At 70.4% G+C, this 17425-nt stretch carries 18 protein-coding genes; 7 read left to right on the top strand and 11 right to left on the bottom strand.

Annotated elements, in window-relative coordinates:
* Complete coding sequence (locus IQ251_RS03765; protein ID WP_193927016.1) at positions 1-1200, bottom strand: CaiB/BaiF CoA transferase family protein; 1200 nt, start codon at positions 1198-1200, stop codon at positions 1-3.
* Positions 1201-1374: 174 nt separating this feature from the next.
* On the opposite strand from IQ251_RS03765, the gene IQ251_RS03760 reads away from it, so the two are divergent.
* Positions 1375-2118: a GntR family transcriptional regulator gene (locus tag IQ251_RS03760; RefSeq protein WP_228046094.1), complete on the top strand. Its 744-nt coding sequence runs from the start codon at positions 1375-1377 to the stop codon at positions 2116-2118.
* 17 nt (positions 2119-2135) lie between these two features.
* A complete protein-coding gene (locus tag IQ251_RS03755) occupies positions 2136-2642 on the top strand; it encodes a gamma carbonic anhydrase family protein (RefSeq protein ID WP_193927270.1) in 507 nt (168 codons plus the stop codon).
* A 48-nt stretch (positions 2643-2690) separates the two neighbouring features.
* On the opposite strand, the gene IQ251_RS03750 is transcribed toward IQ251_RS03755, so the two are convergent.
* From IQ251_RS03750 to IQ251_RS03745, 3 genes are all read right to left on the bottom strand, one after another.
* On the bottom strand, positions 2691-3641 hold the full coding sequence (locus IQ251_RS03750) for a phosphotransferase family protein (protein ID WP_193927015.1): 951 nt from the start codon (positions 3639-3641) through the stop codon (positions 2691-2693).
* A 623-nt stretch (positions 3642-4264) separates the two neighbouring features.
* Positions 4265-4525 carry a metallothionein gene (locus IQ251_RS19590; protein WP_228046112.1) on the bottom strand — a complete coding sequence of 87 codons (261 nt, stop codon included), beginning with the start codon at positions 4523-4525 and terminating at the stop codon, positions 4265-4267.
* Between the two features lie 171 nt (positions 4526-4696).
* Positions 4697-5710 (bottom strand): peptidoglycan recognition protein family protein, encoded by a 1014-nt coding sequence (locus IQ251_RS03745; protein ID WP_370591186.1) that lies wholly within the window; start codon positions 5708-5710, stop codon positions 4697-4699.
* Positions 5711-6000: 290 nt separating this feature from the next.
* On the opposite strand from IQ251_RS03745, the gene IQ251_RS03740 reads away from it, so the two are divergent.
* Both IQ251_RS03740 and IQ251_RS03735 read left to right on the top strand, forming a co-directional pair.
* Positions 6001-6972 carry an Acg family FMN-binding oxidoreductase gene (locus IQ251_RS03740; protein WP_193927013.1) on the top strand — a complete coding sequence of 324 codons (972 nt, stop codon included), beginning with the start codon at positions 6001-6003 and terminating at the stop codon, positions 6970-6972.
* Positions 6973-6997: 25 nt separating this feature from the next.
* Positions 6998-7831: a universal stress protein gene (locus IQ251_RS03735; protein ID WP_193927012.1), complete on the top strand. Its 834-nt coding sequence runs from the start codon at positions 6998-7000 to the stop codon at positions 7829-7831.
* Positions 7832-8015: 184 nt separating this feature from the next.
* On the opposite strand, the gene IQ251_RS03730 is transcribed toward IQ251_RS03735, so the two are convergent.
* From IQ251_RS03730 to IQ251_RS03710, 5 genes are all read right to left on the bottom strand, one after another.
* Complete coding sequence (locus tag IQ251_RS03730; protein WP_193927011.1) at positions 8016-8819, bottom strand: thioesterase family protein; 804 nt, start codon at positions 8817-8819, stop codon at positions 8016-8018.
* Between the two features lie 185 nt (positions 8820-9004).
* Positions 9005-9565 carry a dihydrofolate reductase family protein gene (locus tag IQ251_RS03725; protein ID WP_193927010.1) on the bottom strand — a complete coding sequence of 187 codons (561 nt, stop codon included), beginning with the start codon at positions 9563-9565 and terminating at the stop codon, positions 9005-9007.
* 857 nt (positions 9566-10422) lie between these two features.
* The gene (locus tag IQ251_RS03720) at positions 10423-11244 is read right to left on the bottom strand and encodes a putative protein N(5)-glutamine methyltransferase (protein WP_193927009.1); all 822 of its coding nucleotides are present in this window, start codon (positions 11242-11244) and stop codon (positions 10423-10425) included.
* Between the two features lie 205 nt (positions 11245-11449).
* Complete coding sequence (locus IQ251_RS03715; RefSeq protein WP_193927008.1) at positions 11450-11845, bottom strand: PaaI family thioesterase; 396 nt, start codon at positions 11843-11845, stop codon at positions 11450-11452.
* Positions 11842-12564, bottom strand: a complete 723-nt coding sequence (locus tag IQ251_RS03710) for a 3-keto-5-aminohexanoate cleavage protein (RefSeq protein WP_193927007.1) — start codon at positions 12562-12564, stop codon at positions 11842-11844. Before IQ251_RS03710 ends, IQ251_RS03715 begins: the two co-directional genes overlap by 4 nt.
* Positions 12565-12628: 64 nt before the next feature.
* On the opposite strand from IQ251_RS03710, the gene IQ251_RS03705 reads away from it, so the two are divergent.
* The gene (locus IQ251_RS03705; RefSeq protein ID WP_193927006.1) at positions 12629-13207 is read left to right on the top strand and encodes an ASCH domain-containing protein; all 579 of its coding nucleotides are present in this window, start codon (positions 12629-12631) and stop codon (positions 13205-13207) included.
* A 45-nt stretch (positions 13208-13252) separates the two neighbouring features.
* On the opposite strand, the gene IQ251_RS03700 is transcribed toward IQ251_RS03705, so the two are convergent.
* Positions 13253-13879, bottom strand: coding sequence for a response regulator (locus tag IQ251_RS03700; protein ID WP_193927005.1), 627 nt, complete (start codon positions 13877-13879; stop codon positions 13253-13255).
* A complete protein-coding gene (locus IQ251_RS03695; RefSeq protein ID WP_370591185.1) occupies positions 13879-15099 on the bottom strand; it encodes a sensor histidine kinase in 1221 nt (406 codons plus the stop codon). Before IQ251_RS03695 ends, IQ251_RS03700 begins: the two co-directional genes overlap by 1 nt.
* A 232-nt stretch (positions 15100-15331) precedes the next feature.
* Here IQ251_RS03695 and IQ251_RS03690 point away from each other — a divergent pair, with 232 nt between their 5' ends.
* Entirely contained in the window at positions 15332-16360 is a 1029-nt protein-coding gene (locus tag IQ251_RS03690) for an ABC transporter permease (protein ID WP_228046092.1), read from the top strand.
* Positions 16357-17049, top strand: a complete 693-nt coding sequence (locus IQ251_RS03685) for an ABC transporter ATP-binding protein (RefSeq protein WP_193927002.1) — start codon at positions 16357-16359, stop codon at positions 17047-17049. The genes IQ251_RS03690 and IQ251_RS03685 overlap by 4 nt, the downstream gene beginning before the upstream one ends.
* Positions 17050-17425: the final 376 nt, after the last annotated feature.

The following is a 17425-nucleotide window of genomic DNA, read 5'->3' as shown; positions in this document are numbered from 1 at the left end:
TCACCCCACCGCTACCGATCCCGCCGCGCACAACCGATCCAACTGCGCGGCATCCACACCCAACTCCGCCAGCACCGCACCCGTGTCCGCACCCAGCACCGGGCCCGCCGACTCCCGCCGACCCGGCGACTGCGACATCCGCATCGGCGAACCCAGCTGCCGCACCGACCCCAGCGCCGGATGCGGCGCCTCCCAGAAGAAATCCCGCTCGGCCAGGTGCTCGTCGGTCAACGCCGCGCCGGTGTCGGCGATCGGCGCGCACGGCACCCCGGCCTCCACCAGCAGCGCCACGATCCGCTCGGTACCCAGGCGGGTCGTGGCGACCTCGATCTCACCGATCAGCGCCTCCCGGTGGCGGTAACGCTCGTAGGAGCCCGCGTAGCGCGGCTCGTCCAGCAATCCCTCCAGACCCAGCGCCCGGCAGAACGCAGGCCACGTCTTCTCGGTCGTGGCCCCGACCGTCACCCACCCGTCGGCCGTGCGCACCGCCTGATACGGGGCGCTGTTCTGATGCGCCGAACCATGCCGACGCCCCGACTCGCCGGTGGCGAAGAACGTGCCCGCCTCCCACACCTCCAACGACACCCCCGACTCGAACAGCGACACGTCCACGTGCTGCCCCACCCCGCTGCTGTCGCGCTCGCGCAACGCGGCCACCGCCGCCAACGCCGAGTACAACCCGCACGCCAGATCGCACACCGGCACCCCGACCTTCGTCGGCGCCGCCTGCGGCTCCCCGGTGATGCTCATCAGCCCCGACCGGGCCTGAGCCATGATGTCCAGCCCCGGTTGCGGCGCCAGCGGACCGTCCTGACCCCATCCGGACGCCGAGACGTACACCAGCCCCGGATGCCTGCCGTGCACCTGCTCGAAATCCAACCCCAGCCGCGCCAACGCCCCCGGGCGCAGGTTCTGCACCAGCACATCGGCCGTGCCCAGCAACCGCTCCAGCAGCGCCAACCCCTGCTCGTCCTTGAGGTCCAGCGCCACCGACCGCTTGTTGCGGTTCAACCGCACGAACGGCGAGCTGTATCCGTCCAGGAACGGACCGCTCTGCCGCACCGGATCACCCCCATCGGGGTTCTCCACCTTGATGACCTCGGCACCGAGATCGGCCAACTGCATCGCCGCGAACGGCGCGGCCATGAACGCACCGATCTCCACGACGCGCACACCGTGCAACGGAGGCTTGCTGATCATGCGTGGCTCCCCGCGACGCCGGAGGTGTACCGTGACACCGCTCACCTGACTTTTGTCTACAGCAGGCAGAACGCGCCTGACAACCGCGACCCGGGAGGTTGGGCCGGGCGGAGCAGCCCGCACCGACGCCGGCCCGGACACCACCCGGCACCGGCCCGCGCAAAGGACCAGTCGTTGACCGAACCCACCGATCCCCCCGGCCGGATCACCCACCCGCCCAGCCTCGTCGACCTCGCCGCCGCGTCCCTGCGCCGCATGATCGTTGGCGGAGACCTGCTGTGCGGCCAGCGGATCGTGGAGAACCGGCTGACCACCGCCCTCGGCATCTCCCGCCCGCCCCTGCGCGAAGCACTGCGCGTGCTCGAACGCGAAGGACTCGTGCAAGCCCAACCCCGCCGCGGCGTCATCGTCACCCCGCTGACGCTGCACGACATCTACGAAATCGTCACCCTGCGCGGCGAATACGAACGCATGGCCGTGCGCCTGGGCGTGCCCTGCACCGACCCCGAGCGACTGCACCGCTGCCGCACCGAACTGGCCGGCATGGCCGATGCCGCCGGCGACGACGATCGGGCCACCTACCTCGACCGCTCCTTCCGGTTCCACGTCTCGCTGGTGGGCCTGGCCGGCCACCGCCGCCTCGAAGACGGATACCGGTCCCTGCAGCTGCAGCTGATGCTGGCCATGGCCCGCAACCGCCGCGCCCGCGAACCCACCGAAGACCTGCGCGGAGACCTGGCCCGCCACCAGCAGCTGCTGGACGTGGTCGAACACGGCGACCCGCAGGAGGTCCTGGCCGAGCTCGCCGCGCACGGCGACCGCACCTTCCTCGACGACATCGAGGCAGAAGTGGACGGACACACCGACGTCGCGCTGCGCTGGCTGGCCCAGCAACGCGGCAGGCAGGAGGAGCAGTGAACCCCCAGCCCCACATCATGGCCGTGGACGGCATCGAGCCGGTCATCGACCCGGACGCCTTCGTGGCCCCCGGCGCCAGTGTCCTCGGACGCGTGCACCTGGGACCGCGCGCCAGCGTTTGGTACTCGGCCGTGCTGCGCGGCGACCAGGAGGACATCAGCATCGGCGAAGCCAGCAACATCCAGGACGGCTGCGTCCTGCACGCCGACCCCGGGTTGCCCGCCGCCATCGCGGAGGGCGTCACCGTCGGGCACAAGGCCGTGCTGCACGGCTGCACCGTCGAACCCGGCTGCCTGATCGGCATGGGCTCGGTGGTGCTCAACGGCGCCCGCATCGGCACCGGATCCCTGGTCGCCGCCGGCGCCGTCGTGCTGGAAGGCACCGAGATCCCACCCGGCTCCCTGGTGGCAGGCACTCCCGCCAAGGTGCGCCGCGACCTCTCCGACGACGAACGCGCCGCGCTGCCACTGTCCGCCGACCACTACGTGCAGCTGGCCGCCAAGCACCGCCACGCGCTGACCTGAGCCCACCGCGCCGCGGTGCCCCGGCCCGCTCGGGGCGCCGCGGCGCGGTCAGCCGGCCATACCGCCGGCGAACGGCGCGTCCCGCCACTGCTCGACGGCCGGCTGCAGGTACTGCGCCAGCACCGGCTGCTGCGGCACCAGCGCCAACGAGGCCACGATCCGCACCATCCCCACCGCGTTGACGAACCGCAGCACCCCGGGGTCCAGCTCGCGCATCCCGGCGCGACGCGCACCTCGGTCGTAGGCGGCCGTGAGCTCCGGGCCGATCCCGGCCAGATCCCACTCCACCGGCCCGAACGTCACCAGTTCGAAGTCCGCGAACCGGTACCCGTCCACGCCGGCGAACAGATTCGCCGGCGGCGAATCCCCGTGCAGCGGCTGCAGATCGATGCCGGGGAACGCGTCGGCGAAGGCCGCGCGGGACCGCACCAGCGGCTCCAGCACCTGCCACTCCCGCCGCGCCCGGTCCACATCGGCGGCCGCGGCGAGATCCGGCCGATCGTCGAGCGCGTGCAAGCTCGCGGTGATCGAGTCCGGATCGGCCGCCGACAGGAACGGCAGCCGCCCCGGATACGACCGCAGCGCGGCGTGCAGCTCGGCGGTGCGCTCGGCGTTGACCACGTAATCGGGTTCGGTGTCGGCGACCTGTTCGACGAACTGCCACAACGTCAGGCAGAACCCGTCGCGCCGCACCGGTTCGCGCGGCACGAGCGGACTGGGCGCGAGCACGGGCGTGCCCTGCTCGTCCAGCCACCGGGTCACGTCCAGTTCGGCCTGCTGGCGGCGGGCCATCTCGGCGGGATCGGTCCCGGGCGCGAGCACGGTCGGGATCCGGGCCACGACCGGGGCAGGGGACAGGTGCACGACCACGGAGAACAGGTCGTGCAGCACTTCGGCATCGGTGACGGTCAGGCCGCGCTCACGTCCTGCCGCAACAGCCGCGTCCACGGCCGCGCCGGTGCGCCGCGCGAGCTGTTGTGGGGTCAGGAATTCGGTCATGGCGGCAGTATCGCCGACTCGGCGCTGCGGGGTGCGCAGGCGGTCGCTGCAGGGCAGGGGAGCGGGCTCGACGCACCACCCGGGGCAGGGATACGAAAACCGGGCCCGGGTGCGGACGATGCCGCAGCCCGGGCCCGGTGCGCTGTTCAGCAAGTCATCGCGACGGCCGCTAGAGCATGCTTGGTCGTGGCTGTCGTTGTTGCCTTGGTGTTCCGGTAGCGGCCAGGCCGCCCCTCGACCCGACGGTCAACCACTCTCAGCCGGTTTGAGGTGGTCCTCGGGGCTGACGGGTGTCAGCGCCCGATGCGGTGCTGGGTGGCGGCGTCCGGCTGCGGGTTCCGCATCACGGTGCGGGCCCGCTGCATCTCGCGCGCCATACCACCCAGCCAGCGAACCAGACCTGCCATTTCGGTCCTCCACTGCGTTCCGAGGGGAATCAATCGACACACCCGGAGCCCGCTGTCAAGTCATGGAACACGACATCCGGGGTGAACCGGACGGGCTGAAGGTGTCTCACCCAGCATATCGACGCAGGCCGGAGCGGTGTTTCCGGGGTGAGGTAACGAACGTGTAACGACTGTTCACAGCGTCGGTACACCCGACCCACACCCGCAGCCCACCTGTCAACCCGGATGCGCCCCCACCGCATCCCGCAGCCCCTCCGCAACATCAACACCCGACTCCCGCGCGCAATGCGCGCAGCAGAAGAACCGACCACTCGCCTCCAGGCCATGCCCCAAGATCCGGCACCCGCAGTGCTCGCACCGCGGCGCCAACCGCTCCGCCGCACACTCGAACGAATCGAACGTGTGCACGAAACCGCCCACCGTGTGCACATCGAACGCCAACCAGTAGTCGTTGCCGCACACCTCGCACGCCGCCATACAACTCACGCTCCCCGACAGCTGACCAAAAACGACCACCGAAGCATGCGAGACCACCCCGACCCCGGCAACTCCGCACCCACCCCACGACAAAGGCGGGGCCCACGACAAAGGCGGGGCCCACCACAAAGGCAGGGCACCACCCGGCACCCCGCCCCATCACGTCACCGATCACCGCGCCAACAACCGCAACCACGTCCCCTCATCGACCACCCCCGACACCGCAACCCCCACCGACGCCTGAAACTCCCGCACCGACGACGCCGTACGCCGATCGAACCGACCCTGCTCACCCACCGCGAAACCACGCCACGTCAACAGAACCTGCACCGCCCGCACCGCAGCACCCGAACCCCCCGACACCACCGGCGCCAACCGCGCCCAATCCCGACCACCGAACACATCCGGCTCCGCTACCCGCGTCGCGAAACACGACGCCGAACCACCCCGCACCCCCGCAGTAGCCCGACCCGTCCGCGCGTCGAACACACCATCCACCGGCACCTCGGCCCCACCCGACCGCAACAACCACTGCAACGCGCTGACCACCGGCCCCCGCGAACCACCCCGCACCAACGGCCACACCACCGGATCCACCGCCACACCACCCACGGCAGCCGCCACCGCCTCGCGCAACTCCGGCAACCGCGCGTAGAGCACATCCCCCGGACACGCCGTCGACATGAAATCCCGATGCCCGTAGATCTCACCCGCACCGATCCCGTACTGCCCGACCATGTACGAGCACAACTCCACCAACGACTCCCACAACGCCGCCGGAACCTCGGCCTGCGAATACGTCCCCTCGTTCTCGATACCCAACGACACCGAGTTCTGCTCCCCGGCATGCGCACCCACCACGTGCTGCGAACCCGACTCCAGCGCCGCCAGGCTCTGATGCCGCCCCTCCAGCAGATACCCGCCCCGTGAGTTCGTGAAGTTCTGCCCCGTATCAACCCACCCGTTGGAGTCCATGTGGTACTCCTGCACCTGCTGCGCCAGCGCGAACGCCTGCTCCTGCGACGTGTCCTCGCTGTTCGGCGTCGCCGTGTGGTGCACCACGATCTTGTCCGGCGCGCTGTCGAGCACCTCGATCGCCCCCGACGCCTCCCGCGCACCCCAGTCCGACGTCGACGAGATCGACGGCGCCGCCACACCCGGCCGCCGCACCGCCGCCGCAGGCACCCCGCACACCCCGGCCGCCGTCACAGCCAGACCACCAGCAAGAAAACCACGGCGCGCCAACGGATTCCACACCCACATGTTCACTCCAGACCCAGACGGAACCGATCGCCGACAGCGATCCCGCCAAAGCCTGCACGCCACCACCAACCCGCGAAAAAGCTTGGCAACAAACCGCCACCACCGGGCCACCACGACCCACCCACCGCGCGACCAGCACCCCGCGCCCGCATGCGAACCCCCACACCCGGTGCCAGAGTTGCACCCACCCCACCACCACCGGGAAGACACCCATGCGCGCAATCCCCCCGACCCTGGGCCTGACCACCGAGCAGACCCGCGACCTGCTCGCCCTCGCCGGCCGCGCACCCTCCCTGCACAACACCCAACCCTGGCGCTTCACCCCGCACCCCGACGTCCTCGAAGTCCACGCCGACCCGCAGCGACGCCTCCCGCACACCGACCCCGACGACCGCGAACTCCGCCTGGCCTGCGGCGCTGCCGTCCTCAACCTCCGCCTGGCCCTGCAGCAACACGGCCTACGCCCGCAGACCACCCTGCTCCCGCACGGCCCCGACAGCACCACGCTGGCCGCCATCCACACCGCAGGCCAGATCGCGGCCCCCACCGACACCGCCCTCTACCGCGCCATCACCCAACGCCGCACCACCCGCAAACCCTTCCGCCCCGAACCCGTGCCCACCACCGACCTGCACGCCCTGCGCGCCGCCGCCGACACCGAACACGCCACCCTGCACCCCATCGACCGCGACCAACGCGCCCCACTCCTGCGCCTGGCCCGGCACGCCCACCACACCCAGCAAGACGACCCCGGCATCCGCACCGAATTCGCCACCTGGACCGGACGCGACCCGACCACCGCCGACGGCGTACCCGCCACCTCGACCGGGCCCCGCCCCGAACCCCAGGACGAATGGGTGCTGCGCGACTTCTCCCGCGGCAACGCCGGCACCCGCACCCCCGGCAAGGACTTCGAAGACGACCCGCTCATCGCCGTGCTCACCACCACCGACACCGGACACAAAGCCGACCTGCGCGCAGGCCAAGCCATGCAGCGCACCCTCCTGCAAGCCACCGCCCGCGGCCTGGCCACCTCGTTCCTGTCCCAGATCGTCGAAGACCCCACCACCCGCCAGCAGCTGCACGACCTACTCGGCGCCCCACCCGCCGCCGTCCTGCGCATCGGCTACGGACCACCCGTCCCCGCCACACCCCGCCGCGACCCGACCGATCTGCTCACCTGACCGCACCCACCCCAGGAAGGCGCGCATGGCCACCACCCACCTCGTCGGCATCGACGGCTCGGAAACCGCCCTCAACGCCCTGACCTGGGCAGCCCACGACGCCGTCCTGCACGAGGCCACCCTGCACCTGATCAGCGTCGCCACCCAACCCGACCTCGCCCGCAACACCCGCTGGCTGCAGCAGGCCCAGCAGATCGCCACCGACGCCGGAGCCAACACCGAAACCCGCATCACCCGCGGAAAACCCGCCACCGAACTCATCGAAGCCTCCACCGGCGCCGAACGCATCACCGTCGGCAACCGCGGACTGGCCGACAACACCGGCACCCACCTGCCACTGGGCTCCACCGCCGAAACCGTGGCCATGCGCGCACACTGCCCGGCCGCCGTGATCCCCTCCACCAGCCGACCCGACCCCACCGCACCGGTCATCGTCGGCGTCGACGGTTCCGCGCTCAGCGACCCCGCACTGCGCACCGCCTTCGACGAAGCCTCCGCCCGCGGCGTCGGACTGATCGCCGTGCACGTCTACAGCGACACGGCCGTCGACGAGGTCTGGGGCCAGATCGAGGACTGGTACGAACTGCGCCAGCGTGAGGAAGAAGTCCTCGCCGAACGACTCGCCGGCTGGCACGAGCAGTACCCCGACGTCTCCGTGCAACGCGTCGTCGAACGCGACCGCCCGGTGCGCTACCTCGCCAACCACGCCGCCACCGCCCAACTCATCGTCGTCGGCAGCCGCGGCCGCGGCGGCATGACCGGCATGCTGCTCGGCTCCACCAGCCGCGCGCTCCTGCACATCGCACCATGTCCGGTGCTCGTGGTACGGCTGCAGCACGAATCACCGGCAGGGCAGTAGGGGAGACCACGCCGACAGAGCACCACCACCCCAACCGGCCCCGATCCGGTGGTCGCGGCTGCTCCGACGCTCCTGGGAGAAACTCGTGCGGAAGGCCCTACTGCCGCCCGCGATGCTGCAGCGAGTTCCGGCACCAACGAGCCACCGCGCCGCGAGCACGCGAGTCACGACCTCCGCGATATCCCTACTGCGTCAACGAGCGGACCGACAGGATCTGCTCCGCGCGGCCCACGGGGCCTCCGGTGTCGTGGAGAACGGTGCTGGTGAGGCCCGTCCCGTCGCTGCCGAACACGACGTTGGTGTCGAGCCCGGTCCACCGGCCTTCCGGCTGGCGGTGCAGGTGGATCGTCAGGTCGACGTTGGGGAACATCCACTCGGTCGGGTCCTGCCGCACGGCGATCCCGTTGGCGGTGTCGACCAGTGCCACGTAGGACGCCAGCGGGCTGGCCGACTCACCGGCCACCAGATCGAGGGGAGTGGAGATCCAAGCCGTGGTGCGCCCGGGTTGCGGTGTGCCGACGGCCCGCGCGTCCACCGAGGCGATGAACCCACCGGGCCAGAGGTCGCTCAGCGGCCAGGGCTGCACCGACTCGGGCGCCGGCAGCGGGTCCGGCGCACCACCCGCGACGGTGCCGGTGTCCTGCGCCGCGAGGAACCAGGCCCGTGCCCGGACCACCGCCCGGCCGGCGATGACCGCGGTGGCTTCCACCAACTCGATGGTGCGGCCCGGCCGCAGCGTCTCCACGTGGACGTCGAAATCGTTCAGGTCGATCTTGCCCAGGATGTCGAAGCTGATGCGGCTCAGCAGCAGGTCGGGACGCCCCTCGGCGGCTCGCACCTGCTCGATCTCGTGGACGATGAGCCCGCCCAGCGGGCTGAAGTGCTGCTCATCGCTGTGCCACGCGCCGCTGGTGTCGGCGGTCGGTGTGAAACTGTGCGCGCCGAGCCGTTCGAAGTAGCCGGCGGCCGGATCGGTCGTGTCGGTCAACGAAATCTCTCTTCTCGATCGTCATCCGACTACAGGGTATTTGCGGCAACGGCGGCGCAGGCTGTGTCGATCCCCACGCCGGCCGCAGGTCCAGAACCGAGCACGGCTGCCCGCCCGCAGCGGCCGAACACGACCTTGCGGCCGCCGCACTGCCGCCGATGCGCACGCTGCCTCGCGTCGTCCGGCTAGCTGGCCGTGTAGCGCGTGAACACGACGCCGCCGCGGAACGACTTCGCTTCCTGCATCCGCAGCGTCGGTATCTGCAGGCGCTCCGGGAACAGGCGACGCCCGCGCCCTTGCACCACGGGGAAGGTGAACAGCCGGTACTCGTCGACGAGACGCGCCTCGATCAGCGCGTGGCACAGCTGGATGCTGCCGGTGCACACGATGTCCGCGCCGGCGCGCTGTTTGAGCGCGGCCACCTCGCGCACCGGGTCCCCGGCGAGCACTTCGGTGTTGCTCCAGGCCGGGTCGGTCATCGTCGTCGACACCACGTATTTGGCGACCTGGTCGAGGTAGGCACTGATGCCGGTGGGGTCGTCGTGTAGCTGCGGCCAGTATCCGCGGAAGTCCTCGAACGTCCGGCGGCCCAGCAGCAGCCCGTCCGCGGACTCGTCCTGCCGGTGCAGCTCGGCGAGCAGGTCCGCCGACTGAACGTCGTTGCCGCCCTGGGGATCGAACCAGTCGTCGAGCATCTCGATGGAGCCGTCCAGGGTGATGTTCTGAGTGATCGCGAGCGTGCGCACGGTCGCCTCCGATGTCGTGGGTGCCTGTGTGCGGACCAGACCAGCGCGGGGCGGTGGCGTCATCGGGACACCGAGCGACGACCCGGTAGTGCACCCGAACGGGGGAGGGTAGGGGCTCGGGGGAAGCACGGGGGAGCGTCGAGGAGTCGGGTGGCGCTGCGGGAGTGGGAGAGTGCTGCGCCGGCGGGCCGAATACAGAAGAACGGATGCGGGCGGAACGGCTCGACCGGCCTCGCGGTCTCCGCAGCCGGAACCGCGACATTGATGGATAACGTTGATTATCCATCAATTGGAGAGAGGTTCCGGTGCCTCGTTCGGCGGGGGATCCCGGTGCCCGACACCGGAATCGGTGGCGCCCGCCGGAGTCGTTCACCGCGCGGGTGCACCGCCGCGCGGACACAGCCTGCTCCGGGCTGCCGGCCGGTGCGCCGGGACTCCGGCAGCGATGCGCGCCCGCCGTCGATCCGCCGCGGATGCCCGCGCACCCTGGACGTCGTTCGACCCGTTCAGCAGGGATATATTCGTCACAGTGACGCAAATCCGCGTGGCGAGCCCGCTCGGGATGATCGCGGTAAGTCGGGGTCGGGCGAGCGTCCTCGACGCAGCCGGTGACCGAGCGAGCCGTCCGCGGAAGCCACGGCACCTTCGAGGCGACCAACGACCCCGCGCGCCCGAACCGAAGGACCGCTGAGCCCGACGGCGCCCCTGGCCGCTGCGCGAACTGCGGACCGCGAAACGGCCGCCGAGACCCCTCTCCGGCCGATGACCTCCAGGTCGACACAGTGCCGATAAGATACATTATGTTAAGTAAAGGAGGAGAAGCCGCTCCCCGCTTGCCCACTCGGAGCGCCGTGCGGTCAGTTCAACTCGATACCCCGCGGCGCCGGATGCTCCGGTGCCCCGGCAGCCGGCCGCGTGCCGATGACCACCGTCGCGTTGAGATCGGCCGAACTGGCCGTGCGCGGGATCAGCCCGCTGCGGGCGAACACTTCCGCCAGCTGCAGCGCCTGCTGCTCCCCTGCCTCCACGATCACGTGACCACCCGGGGCCAGCCAGCGCACCGCCTGCACCCCGACTTCACGCAGCACGTCCAAGCCGTCGGCGCCACCGTCCAACGCGGTCCGCGGCTCGTGGGCGCGGGCCTCCGGGGGCAGCATCGCGATGTCGTCGCTGGGCACGTACGGGGCGTTGACGGTCAGCAGGCCGATCGTGCCGCGCAGGCGGTGCGGCAGCGCCTGGTACAGATCACCCCGGTGCACCTCGGCCCCGGCGGGCAGGTTGCCGCGCGCGCACGCCACGGCGACCGGGTCCAGATCGGCGGCGTGCAGCACGATGTCGCGCAGCGAGGCGGACAGCGCCGCCCCCACGGCCCCCGATCCGCAGCACAGGTCGACCACGACCGGCCCCGGGCGCACCAGCGCGGCGGCTTGGCGCACGAGGAACTGGGTGCGGCGCCGCGGGACGAACACCCCGGGCGCGAGCCGGATCCGCAGGCCGCAGAACTGCGCCCAGCCCAGCACCTGCTCCAGCGGCAGTCCGCTGGTGCGGCGTTGGACCATGTCGGCGAGTTCGTCGTGGGTGGGCGCTTCGGACAGCAGCAGTCGGGCCTCGTCCTCGGCGAAGACGCAGCCGGCGGCGCGCAGGCGTGTGATGATCGCGGATTCGCTGGATACGGTCATGGGAACGCCTTTCGGTTGCCGTGGTGCTGCGCCGGTCGGCGGCGTTGCACGACCGCGGGTGCGCACACCCGGCACCGTCGAAGGTAGCCGGGTTGGTGTCCTCAGTACTGGCAGTGTCGGGTGTGCCACAACGAGGACACGCCGTGTGGACGGGTTCTCGCCGCAGGTCCCCCCGGTGGTGCGCTCCCCTCCCCTGTGCGCCGGGTCAGCGGGGCAGCACCGCTTGGGTCTGGGTGGTGTGCGCGATGCGGCGGGCGGTGTCGTCGAGCAGCTCGGTCTGCACGGTGATGACGGTCGTGCCGACGTGCAGCGGGCGGCTGATGGCGTGCAGGTGGCCTTCGCGCAGAGCGCTGAAGAAGTTGGTCTTGGATTCGATGGTGGCAGTGCCGGCCCCTTCGGGCAGGTTGAGGTGGGCGCAGATCGCGCCGACGCTGTCGGCGAGGGCCATCACGGCGCCACCGTGCAGGATGCCGCCTGCGGTGGTGTGCCGGGGTGCCCAGGCGAGGTGGCCGCGGACCTCGTCGGGGTCGGCGGCGTCCAACCGCACGTCGAGCTCCGAGGCCAGCGGCATCAGGTCGACGAGCCGTTGCAGGTCGGTCATGGAAGCTCCGATCGATCGAGTCGACGCGCGGCGGTGCGGATGAGTTCGGCGTTGTCGGTGGCGATGGTTCCGTCCGGCAGCAGCAGGGTGTCTTCGAGGCCGATGCGGGTGTCGAGTCCGCGGTCGACGGCCAGGTCGAGGACGTGCCAGGCGCCTGCGGCGGTGCCGTGCAGCAGGACGGGCGCCGGTGCCGGGTGCAGGCGGTCGAGCAGTCCGGCTGCGGTGGTGGCTGCGCGGGTGGTGGGGTCGTTGACTTCGGCGAGCACGCGCAGCAGGTGGTGGCGCAGTGGTGAGGTGCGCAGGCGGGTTTCGGCGCCGGTGCCGGAGTGGATGCCGGCTTCGATGCCGATGCCGCGTCGGTGCAGGGCGGTGGCGATGTCGTCGGCGGCGGGTTCGTGCCAGTTGACCGAGGCGTGGTCGGGCAGGACGGTCCAGGCGCGGATGCTGCGCAGCAGGGTGTGCGGGTCGGGGGTGGTCCAGGCGCCGGTGGTGATGCCGATCGGGGTGGTGGGTGCGGCGGCGCGGACGGCGCGCAGGGTGGCGGCCACGAGGTGGGGTTCGAGGCTGTCGGCGCCGTCGGGGGTTTTCGGGTGCAGGTGCAGGTCGGTGGCGCCTGCGGCGACGGCGTCGGCGGCGGCTGCTGCCAGGTCTGCCGGGCTGGTGGGCAGGTGGTGGTGTTCGCGGGGTGTGCGGGCGCCGTTGAGGCATGCCTGGAGCATGGCTGGATTGTCGCGCGATGTCGGGTGCGGTGGTAGTCGGTGCGGCGGGTCGTAGCGTGGTGGTGTGCTGCTGAGTGCTCGGGTGCTGCGTGGGGTGCGGTCCGGTGAGATCGGTGTGGTGTTCTTCCGGTGGGGTGAGCCGCTGTTGGAGCCGGGTTCGCGGTTGGTGACGCCGGTGGGGCTGGTCGGTGTGGAGTCGGTGCGGCGGGTCGGGTTGGCGTCGATCGATGAGCCGGAGGCGCGGTTGGCGGGGTTTTCCTCGGCGGCCGGGTTGCGGTCGATGCTGGCGGAGCGTGGGTCGGGGTCGGTGTTCCGGGTCGGGTTGCGGTATCTGGGGCCTGCTGGGCGGGAGGAGTCCGAGCGGGATCGGCCGGTGGTGTTGTCGTCCGGTGAGCGGGACCGGTTGGTGCGGGAGTTGGCGCGGTTGGACGTGTCGGCGGCGCGGGGTGGCTGGACGTGGTGGGTGTTGGAGTTGGTGGGGCGTCGTCCCGGTGTGCGGGTGGCGGAGGTGGCTGCCGAGTGGGGGCGTCCGGTGGCGCGGTGCAAGTCGGACGTGTGGCGGTTGCGGCAGTTGGGGTTGGTGGAGCCGGTGCCGGGTGGGGTGCGGTTGTCGGCGGTCGGGCGGGCGTTGCTGCAGGGGTGAGTGCGCTCGTGGGGCCGCTCCCCTGGTGTGGCGGTGCCTCGTCGGTCAGCGGGGGCGGATGATGCCGCGGTCGAGGGCGGTGGTGATGGCGGCGGTGCGGTTGTCGACGCCGAGCTTGTCGTAGATGTGCACCAGGTGGGTCTTCACGGTGGCTTCGCTGATGTAGAGCTGTTTGGACAGGGCGCGGTTGGACAGGCCCTGGGCGAGGAGTTTGAGGATTTCGACTTCGCGGGGGCTCAGTGCAGGGCGGGGTTCGCGCAGGTGTCCGAGCAGGCGTGCGGCGACGTGGGGTGCGAGGGCGGTCTGGCCGGCGGCGGCGCGTTGGACGGCTTCGGCGAGTTCGTCGGGTGGGGTGTCTTTGAGCATGTAGCCGGTGGCGCCGGCTTCGACGGCGGCGAGGATGTCGGCGTCGCTGTCGTAGGTGGTGAGCACGAGCACGGGTGGGCCGCCGGTGCTGGTGATGGTGCGGGTGGCGGTGACGCCGTCCATGCCGGTGGGCATTTGCAGGTCCATGAGGACGATGTCGATGTCGGTGGTGGTGAGGGTGTCGATGGCTGCTTGGCCGTCGGTGGCTTCGGCGGTGACGGTCATGTCGTCGCGGTCGTCGAACATGGCGCGCAGGCCGTGGCGGACGACGGGGTGGTCGTCGACGAGCAGGATGCGCAGGGTCATCAGGTGTCCTGGCCGGTCAGTGGGAGTCCGATGGCCACGGCGGTGCCGTGTCCGGGGGTGGATTCGATGGTCATGCGGCCGCCGAGTGCGGTGATGCGTTCGTGCAGGGCCAGGAGGCCGTAGCCGCTGCCGTCGTCGCGAGGGCGGGTGGTGTCGGGGTCGAAGCCGGTGCCGTCGTCGTAGATGTCGAGGGTGACTTCGGTGTCGAGCAGGCCGAGGGTGATCACGGCGGTGGTGGCTCGGGCGTGGCGGGTGACGTTGCTGAGGGTGGCTTGGGCGGCGCGCAGCAGGGCGATCTCGTAGGTGGCCGGTAGTGCGGTGGTGCCTTCGTCGATGCGCAGGTGGCAGTGGATGCCGGTGTCGTGTTCGGTGTGCCGGCAGAGGCGTTCGAGGGCTTGGGGCAGGGAGTTCTCGGTGAGTGAGGGTGGGCGCAGGTCGCGGACGAAGCGGCGGGCTTCGGAGAGGTTGTCGGTGGCGGTGCGTTCGGCTTCGGTGATGCGGGAGCGGGCTTTGTCGGCGTCGGGGGGTAGTGCGGTGTCGGCGGCGCGCAGCAGCAGGATGATGCTGGAGAGGCCTTGGGCGAGGGTGTCGTGGATTTCGCGGGCGAGGCGTTCGCGTTCGGCGGCCACGCCTGCTTGGTGCTGGGTGGTGGCGAGTTCGCTGCGGGTGCGGGTGAGGTCGTCGATGAGTTCTTGGCGGCGGCGGCTTTCGTGGTAGATGGCTTGGTAGCCGCGGGCGATGACGATCGCGGAGGCGGCGCCGATGAGCGGGCCGATGGTGGTGCCGGTGGCGAAGCCGGTGTGCAGGGTTTGGGTGGTGATGACCAGGCCGGTGATGGCGGCCACGGCGGTGATGGCGTGCCAGCCGCGCAGCAGGTGCAGGTGCAGGAAGAACAGTGGGAAGGCGACCCAGGAGTAGTCGGGGCTGGTGACCAGCAGGGCGGCCCACAGGGCGGTGACGATGGCCAGCCAGGTCATGGCGGCGGTGCGGTTGTGCTGGGTGCGGCCGGTGGTGGCGCCGGTGAGGTAGGCGGCGGCGAGCAGGGCTGATCCGGTCAGGGCCAGCAGGCTGGCGGGGCCCGCGGAGTGGGTGAGGAACACGCGGGTGGTGGCGATGGCCAGCAGCAGGACGAAGCCGGTGTGCAGTGCGATGCGCAGCAGGCGCAGGATGACGCCTGCGGTGGGCCGGTCGTCGTTGCTGGTGGTGGGGGTGTGCGGCACTGGGGACAGCATAGGTGTGTTCAGCGTGCCGGGCGGGGTGTCGGGCGCGCATCGTTCGTTCGGTTGAGCCGGGTGTGCACCGGGTGGGTCGGTGCGGATCAACCTGTCCTGCGATGGCGGGGCGGGCGTGTTCGGCCAGTGTGGATGGCGGAATTGGACACCGAACGAAAGTTGAACTCCAGTGTTCCTCGCGATCCGTGATATTCGCTTCGCCCGAGGGCGTTTCGCGTTGATGGGCTCGGTCGTCGGGTTGATCACGCTGTTGATCGTGCTGTTGTCGGGGTTGACCGCTGGGTTGGCCCATCAGTCGACGTCGGCGATCGATGAGCTGCCCGCGAGTCATGTCGCTTTCGGCACCGCTGGTGCCGCGGAAGAACCCGAGGTGTCTTTTGAGGACAGTTCGGTCACCGGTGCGCAGGTCGATGCGTATGCGCAGTCGCCGGGGGTGGACAGTGCCGCCCCGTTGGGGATCGCGCAGACCCGGTTGGAAGGTGCCTCGGGTGGTGATTCGGCCACGGTGTTCGGGGTGCGCGGTTCGGACGGGTTGGCGCCCGAGCCGGTGTCGGACGGGTCGTTGGTGATCAGTGAGGAGCTGGCCACCGAGACCGGGATGCAGGTCGGTGACGAGGTGCAGGCGGGCGGGGTTCCGCTGCGGATCTCGTCGGTGGTGGAGTCGCAGTACTACAGCCACACGCCGGTGGTGTGGACGTCGTTGGACACGTGGTCGCAGGTGGCGCCGCCGAAGGCGGGTGATCCGGTGGCGACGGTGGTCGCGGCGGATCTGGCTGACGGTGCCGATCCTGCGGCGGTCGACGGGCAGGTGGGCACGGTGTCGGCGACGACGTCGGAGAGCTTGTCCGGGATTGCGGCGTATTCGTCAGAGAACGGGTCGCTGCTGATGATGCAGGCGTTCTTGTACGCGATTTCGGCGCTGGTGATCGGGGCGTTCATGACGGTGTGGACGATCCAGCGCAGCGGGGATATCGCGATCTTGAAGGCGTTGGGTGGTTCGACGGGGTATCTGCTGCGCGATTCGTTGGCGCAGTCGGTGATCGTGCTGGTGATCGGTGCCGGTGTCGGTGGTGTCGCCGGTGTCGGGCTGGGTGCGTTGGCCCAGTCGGTGGTGCCGTTCCAGTTGACGGCGGTGACCACGGTGCTGCCGGTCGGTTTGATGATCGTGCTGGGTCTGGTGGGTGCTGTGCTGGCGGTGCGGCGCATCACGGCGGTGGACCCGCTGACGGCGTTGGGAGCTGTGCGATGAGTGTGGATCTGCGGAATGTGCGGTTGACGTATCCGGATGGGGATCGGGCGTTGACGGCGTTGGACGAGGTGTCGCTGCGGGTGGATCCGGGTCGCTTTCAGGCGGTTGCGGGCCCGTCGGGGTCGGGCAAGTCGAGTCTGCTGGCGGTGGCGGCGACGCTGCAGCGTCCGGATTCGGGGTCGGTGCTGGTCGGCGGGGTCGATGCCAGTGGGTTGTCGGCGGCGGAGCGGACGCGGTTGCGGTTGGACGAGGTCGGGATCGTGTTCCAGCAGCCGAATCTGGTGAGTTCGTTGACGGCGATCGAGCAGTTGGTGGCGATGCGGCATATGCGGGGTGGTTCGCCGAAGCGGTATCGGGCGGAGGCGTCGGACCTGCTGGCCACGGTGGGGTTGGACGGCAAGCAGCATCGGCGTCCGCACCAGTTGTCCGGTGGTGAGCGCCAGCGGGTGAACATCGCGCGGGCGCTGGTGGGTGGTCCGTCGGTGTTGCTGGTGGATGAGCCCACGGCGGCGTTGGATCATGATCGCGGTGCGCGGATCGTGGAGCTGTTGGGCGAGATCACGCGCAATCATCAGGTGGCGACGGTGATGGTCACGCACGATACGGAGTATCTGGAGTCGGTGGACGGGGTGGCTTCGATGCGGGATGGGAGGTTGTCGACCGCGTCGGTGGCGGGTGTGCCTCGCTGAGCGCACTTCGTCGAGCGTCGTTTCGGCGATGGCGTCGACGGTCTGGTTGCCCTCGTGCAGGATCCGGTGCAGTTCGGTCGGGTCTTGCGCGAGGGTCTTCCTGTGTGCGCGGCGGTGGCGAGGTGTCCGTTGCGGGGTTCGGTGCTCGTGGTGGTGTTTTCCGGGTGACCGCTCCCCTGCTGCCGATGTCGGCGGCGCTTGGCATCGGCGGTGTTCTGCCGGTGTTGATCGCGGTGCCGAGTGTCGGCAGGGCCTGACTCTTGTAGTGGAGCACCTGCTCCACTATGGTGCGGTCGTGCCTCGCTCGCGTGTACACGACCTCGATCAGGTGCTGGACGTCGGGGCCTGGTGCAGGGTTTGGTGACAGCTGCTTACG

Origin of the sequence: Saccharopolyspora montiporae (genome assembly GCF_015209505.1) — a bacterium.
Classification (GTDB): Bacteria; Actinomycetota; Actinomycetes; order Mycobacteriales; family Pseudonocardiaceae; genus Saccharopolyspora; species Saccharopolyspora montiporae.
The sequence above is the reverse complement of the archived record's forward strand: the minus strand, read 5'-3'. Positions and strand labels throughout refer to the sequence as shown.

Coding starts and splice junctions, on each gene's coding strand:
- IQ251_RS03765 (WP_193927016.1), bottom strand. CDS start 1,200: ATGATCAGCAAGCCTCCGTTGCACGGTGTGCGCGTCGTGGAGATCGGT.
- IQ251_RS03755 (WP_193927270.1), top strand. CDS start 2,136: ATGGCCGTGGACGGCATCGAGCCGGTCATCGACCCGGACGCCTTCGTG.
- IQ251_RS03750 (WP_193927015.1), bottom strand. CDS start 3,641: ATGACCGAATTCCTGACCCCACAACAGCTCGCGCGGCGCACCGGCGCG.
- IQ251_RS19590 (WP_228046112.1), bottom strand. CDS start 4,525: ATGGCGGCGTGCGAGGTGTGCGGCAACGACTACTGGTTGGCGTTCGAT.
- IQ251_RS03740 (WP_193927013.1), top strand. CDS start 6,001: ATGCGCGCAATCCCCCCGACCCTGGGCCTGACCACCGAGCAGACCCGC.
- IQ251_RS03735 (WP_193927012.1), top strand. CDS start 6,998: ATGGCCACCACCCACCTCGTCGGCATCGACGGCTCGGAAACCGCCCTC.
- IQ251_RS03720 (WP_193927009.1), bottom strand. CDS start 11,244: ATGACCGTATCCAGCGAATCCGCGATCATCACACGCCTGCGCGCCGCC.
- IQ251_RS03715 (WP_193927008.1), bottom strand. CDS start 11,845: ATGACCGACCTGCAACGGCTCGTCGACCTGATGCCGCTGGCCTCGGAG.
- IQ251_RS03710 (WP_193927007.1), bottom strand. CDS start 12,564: ATGCTCCAGGCATGCCTCAACGGCGCCCGCACACCCCGCGAACACCAC.
- IQ251_RS03700 (WP_193927005.1), bottom strand. CDS start 13,879: ATGACCCTGCGCATCCTGCTCGTCGACGACCACCCCGTCGTCCGCCAC.
- IQ251_RS03690 (WP_228046092.1), top strand. CDS start 15,332: ATGGGCTCGGTCGTCGGGTTGATCACGCTGTTGATCGTGCTGTTGTCG.
- IQ251_RS03685 (WP_193927002.1), top strand. CDS start 16,357: ATGAGTGTGGATCTGCGGAATGTGCGGTTGACGTATCCGGATGGGGAT.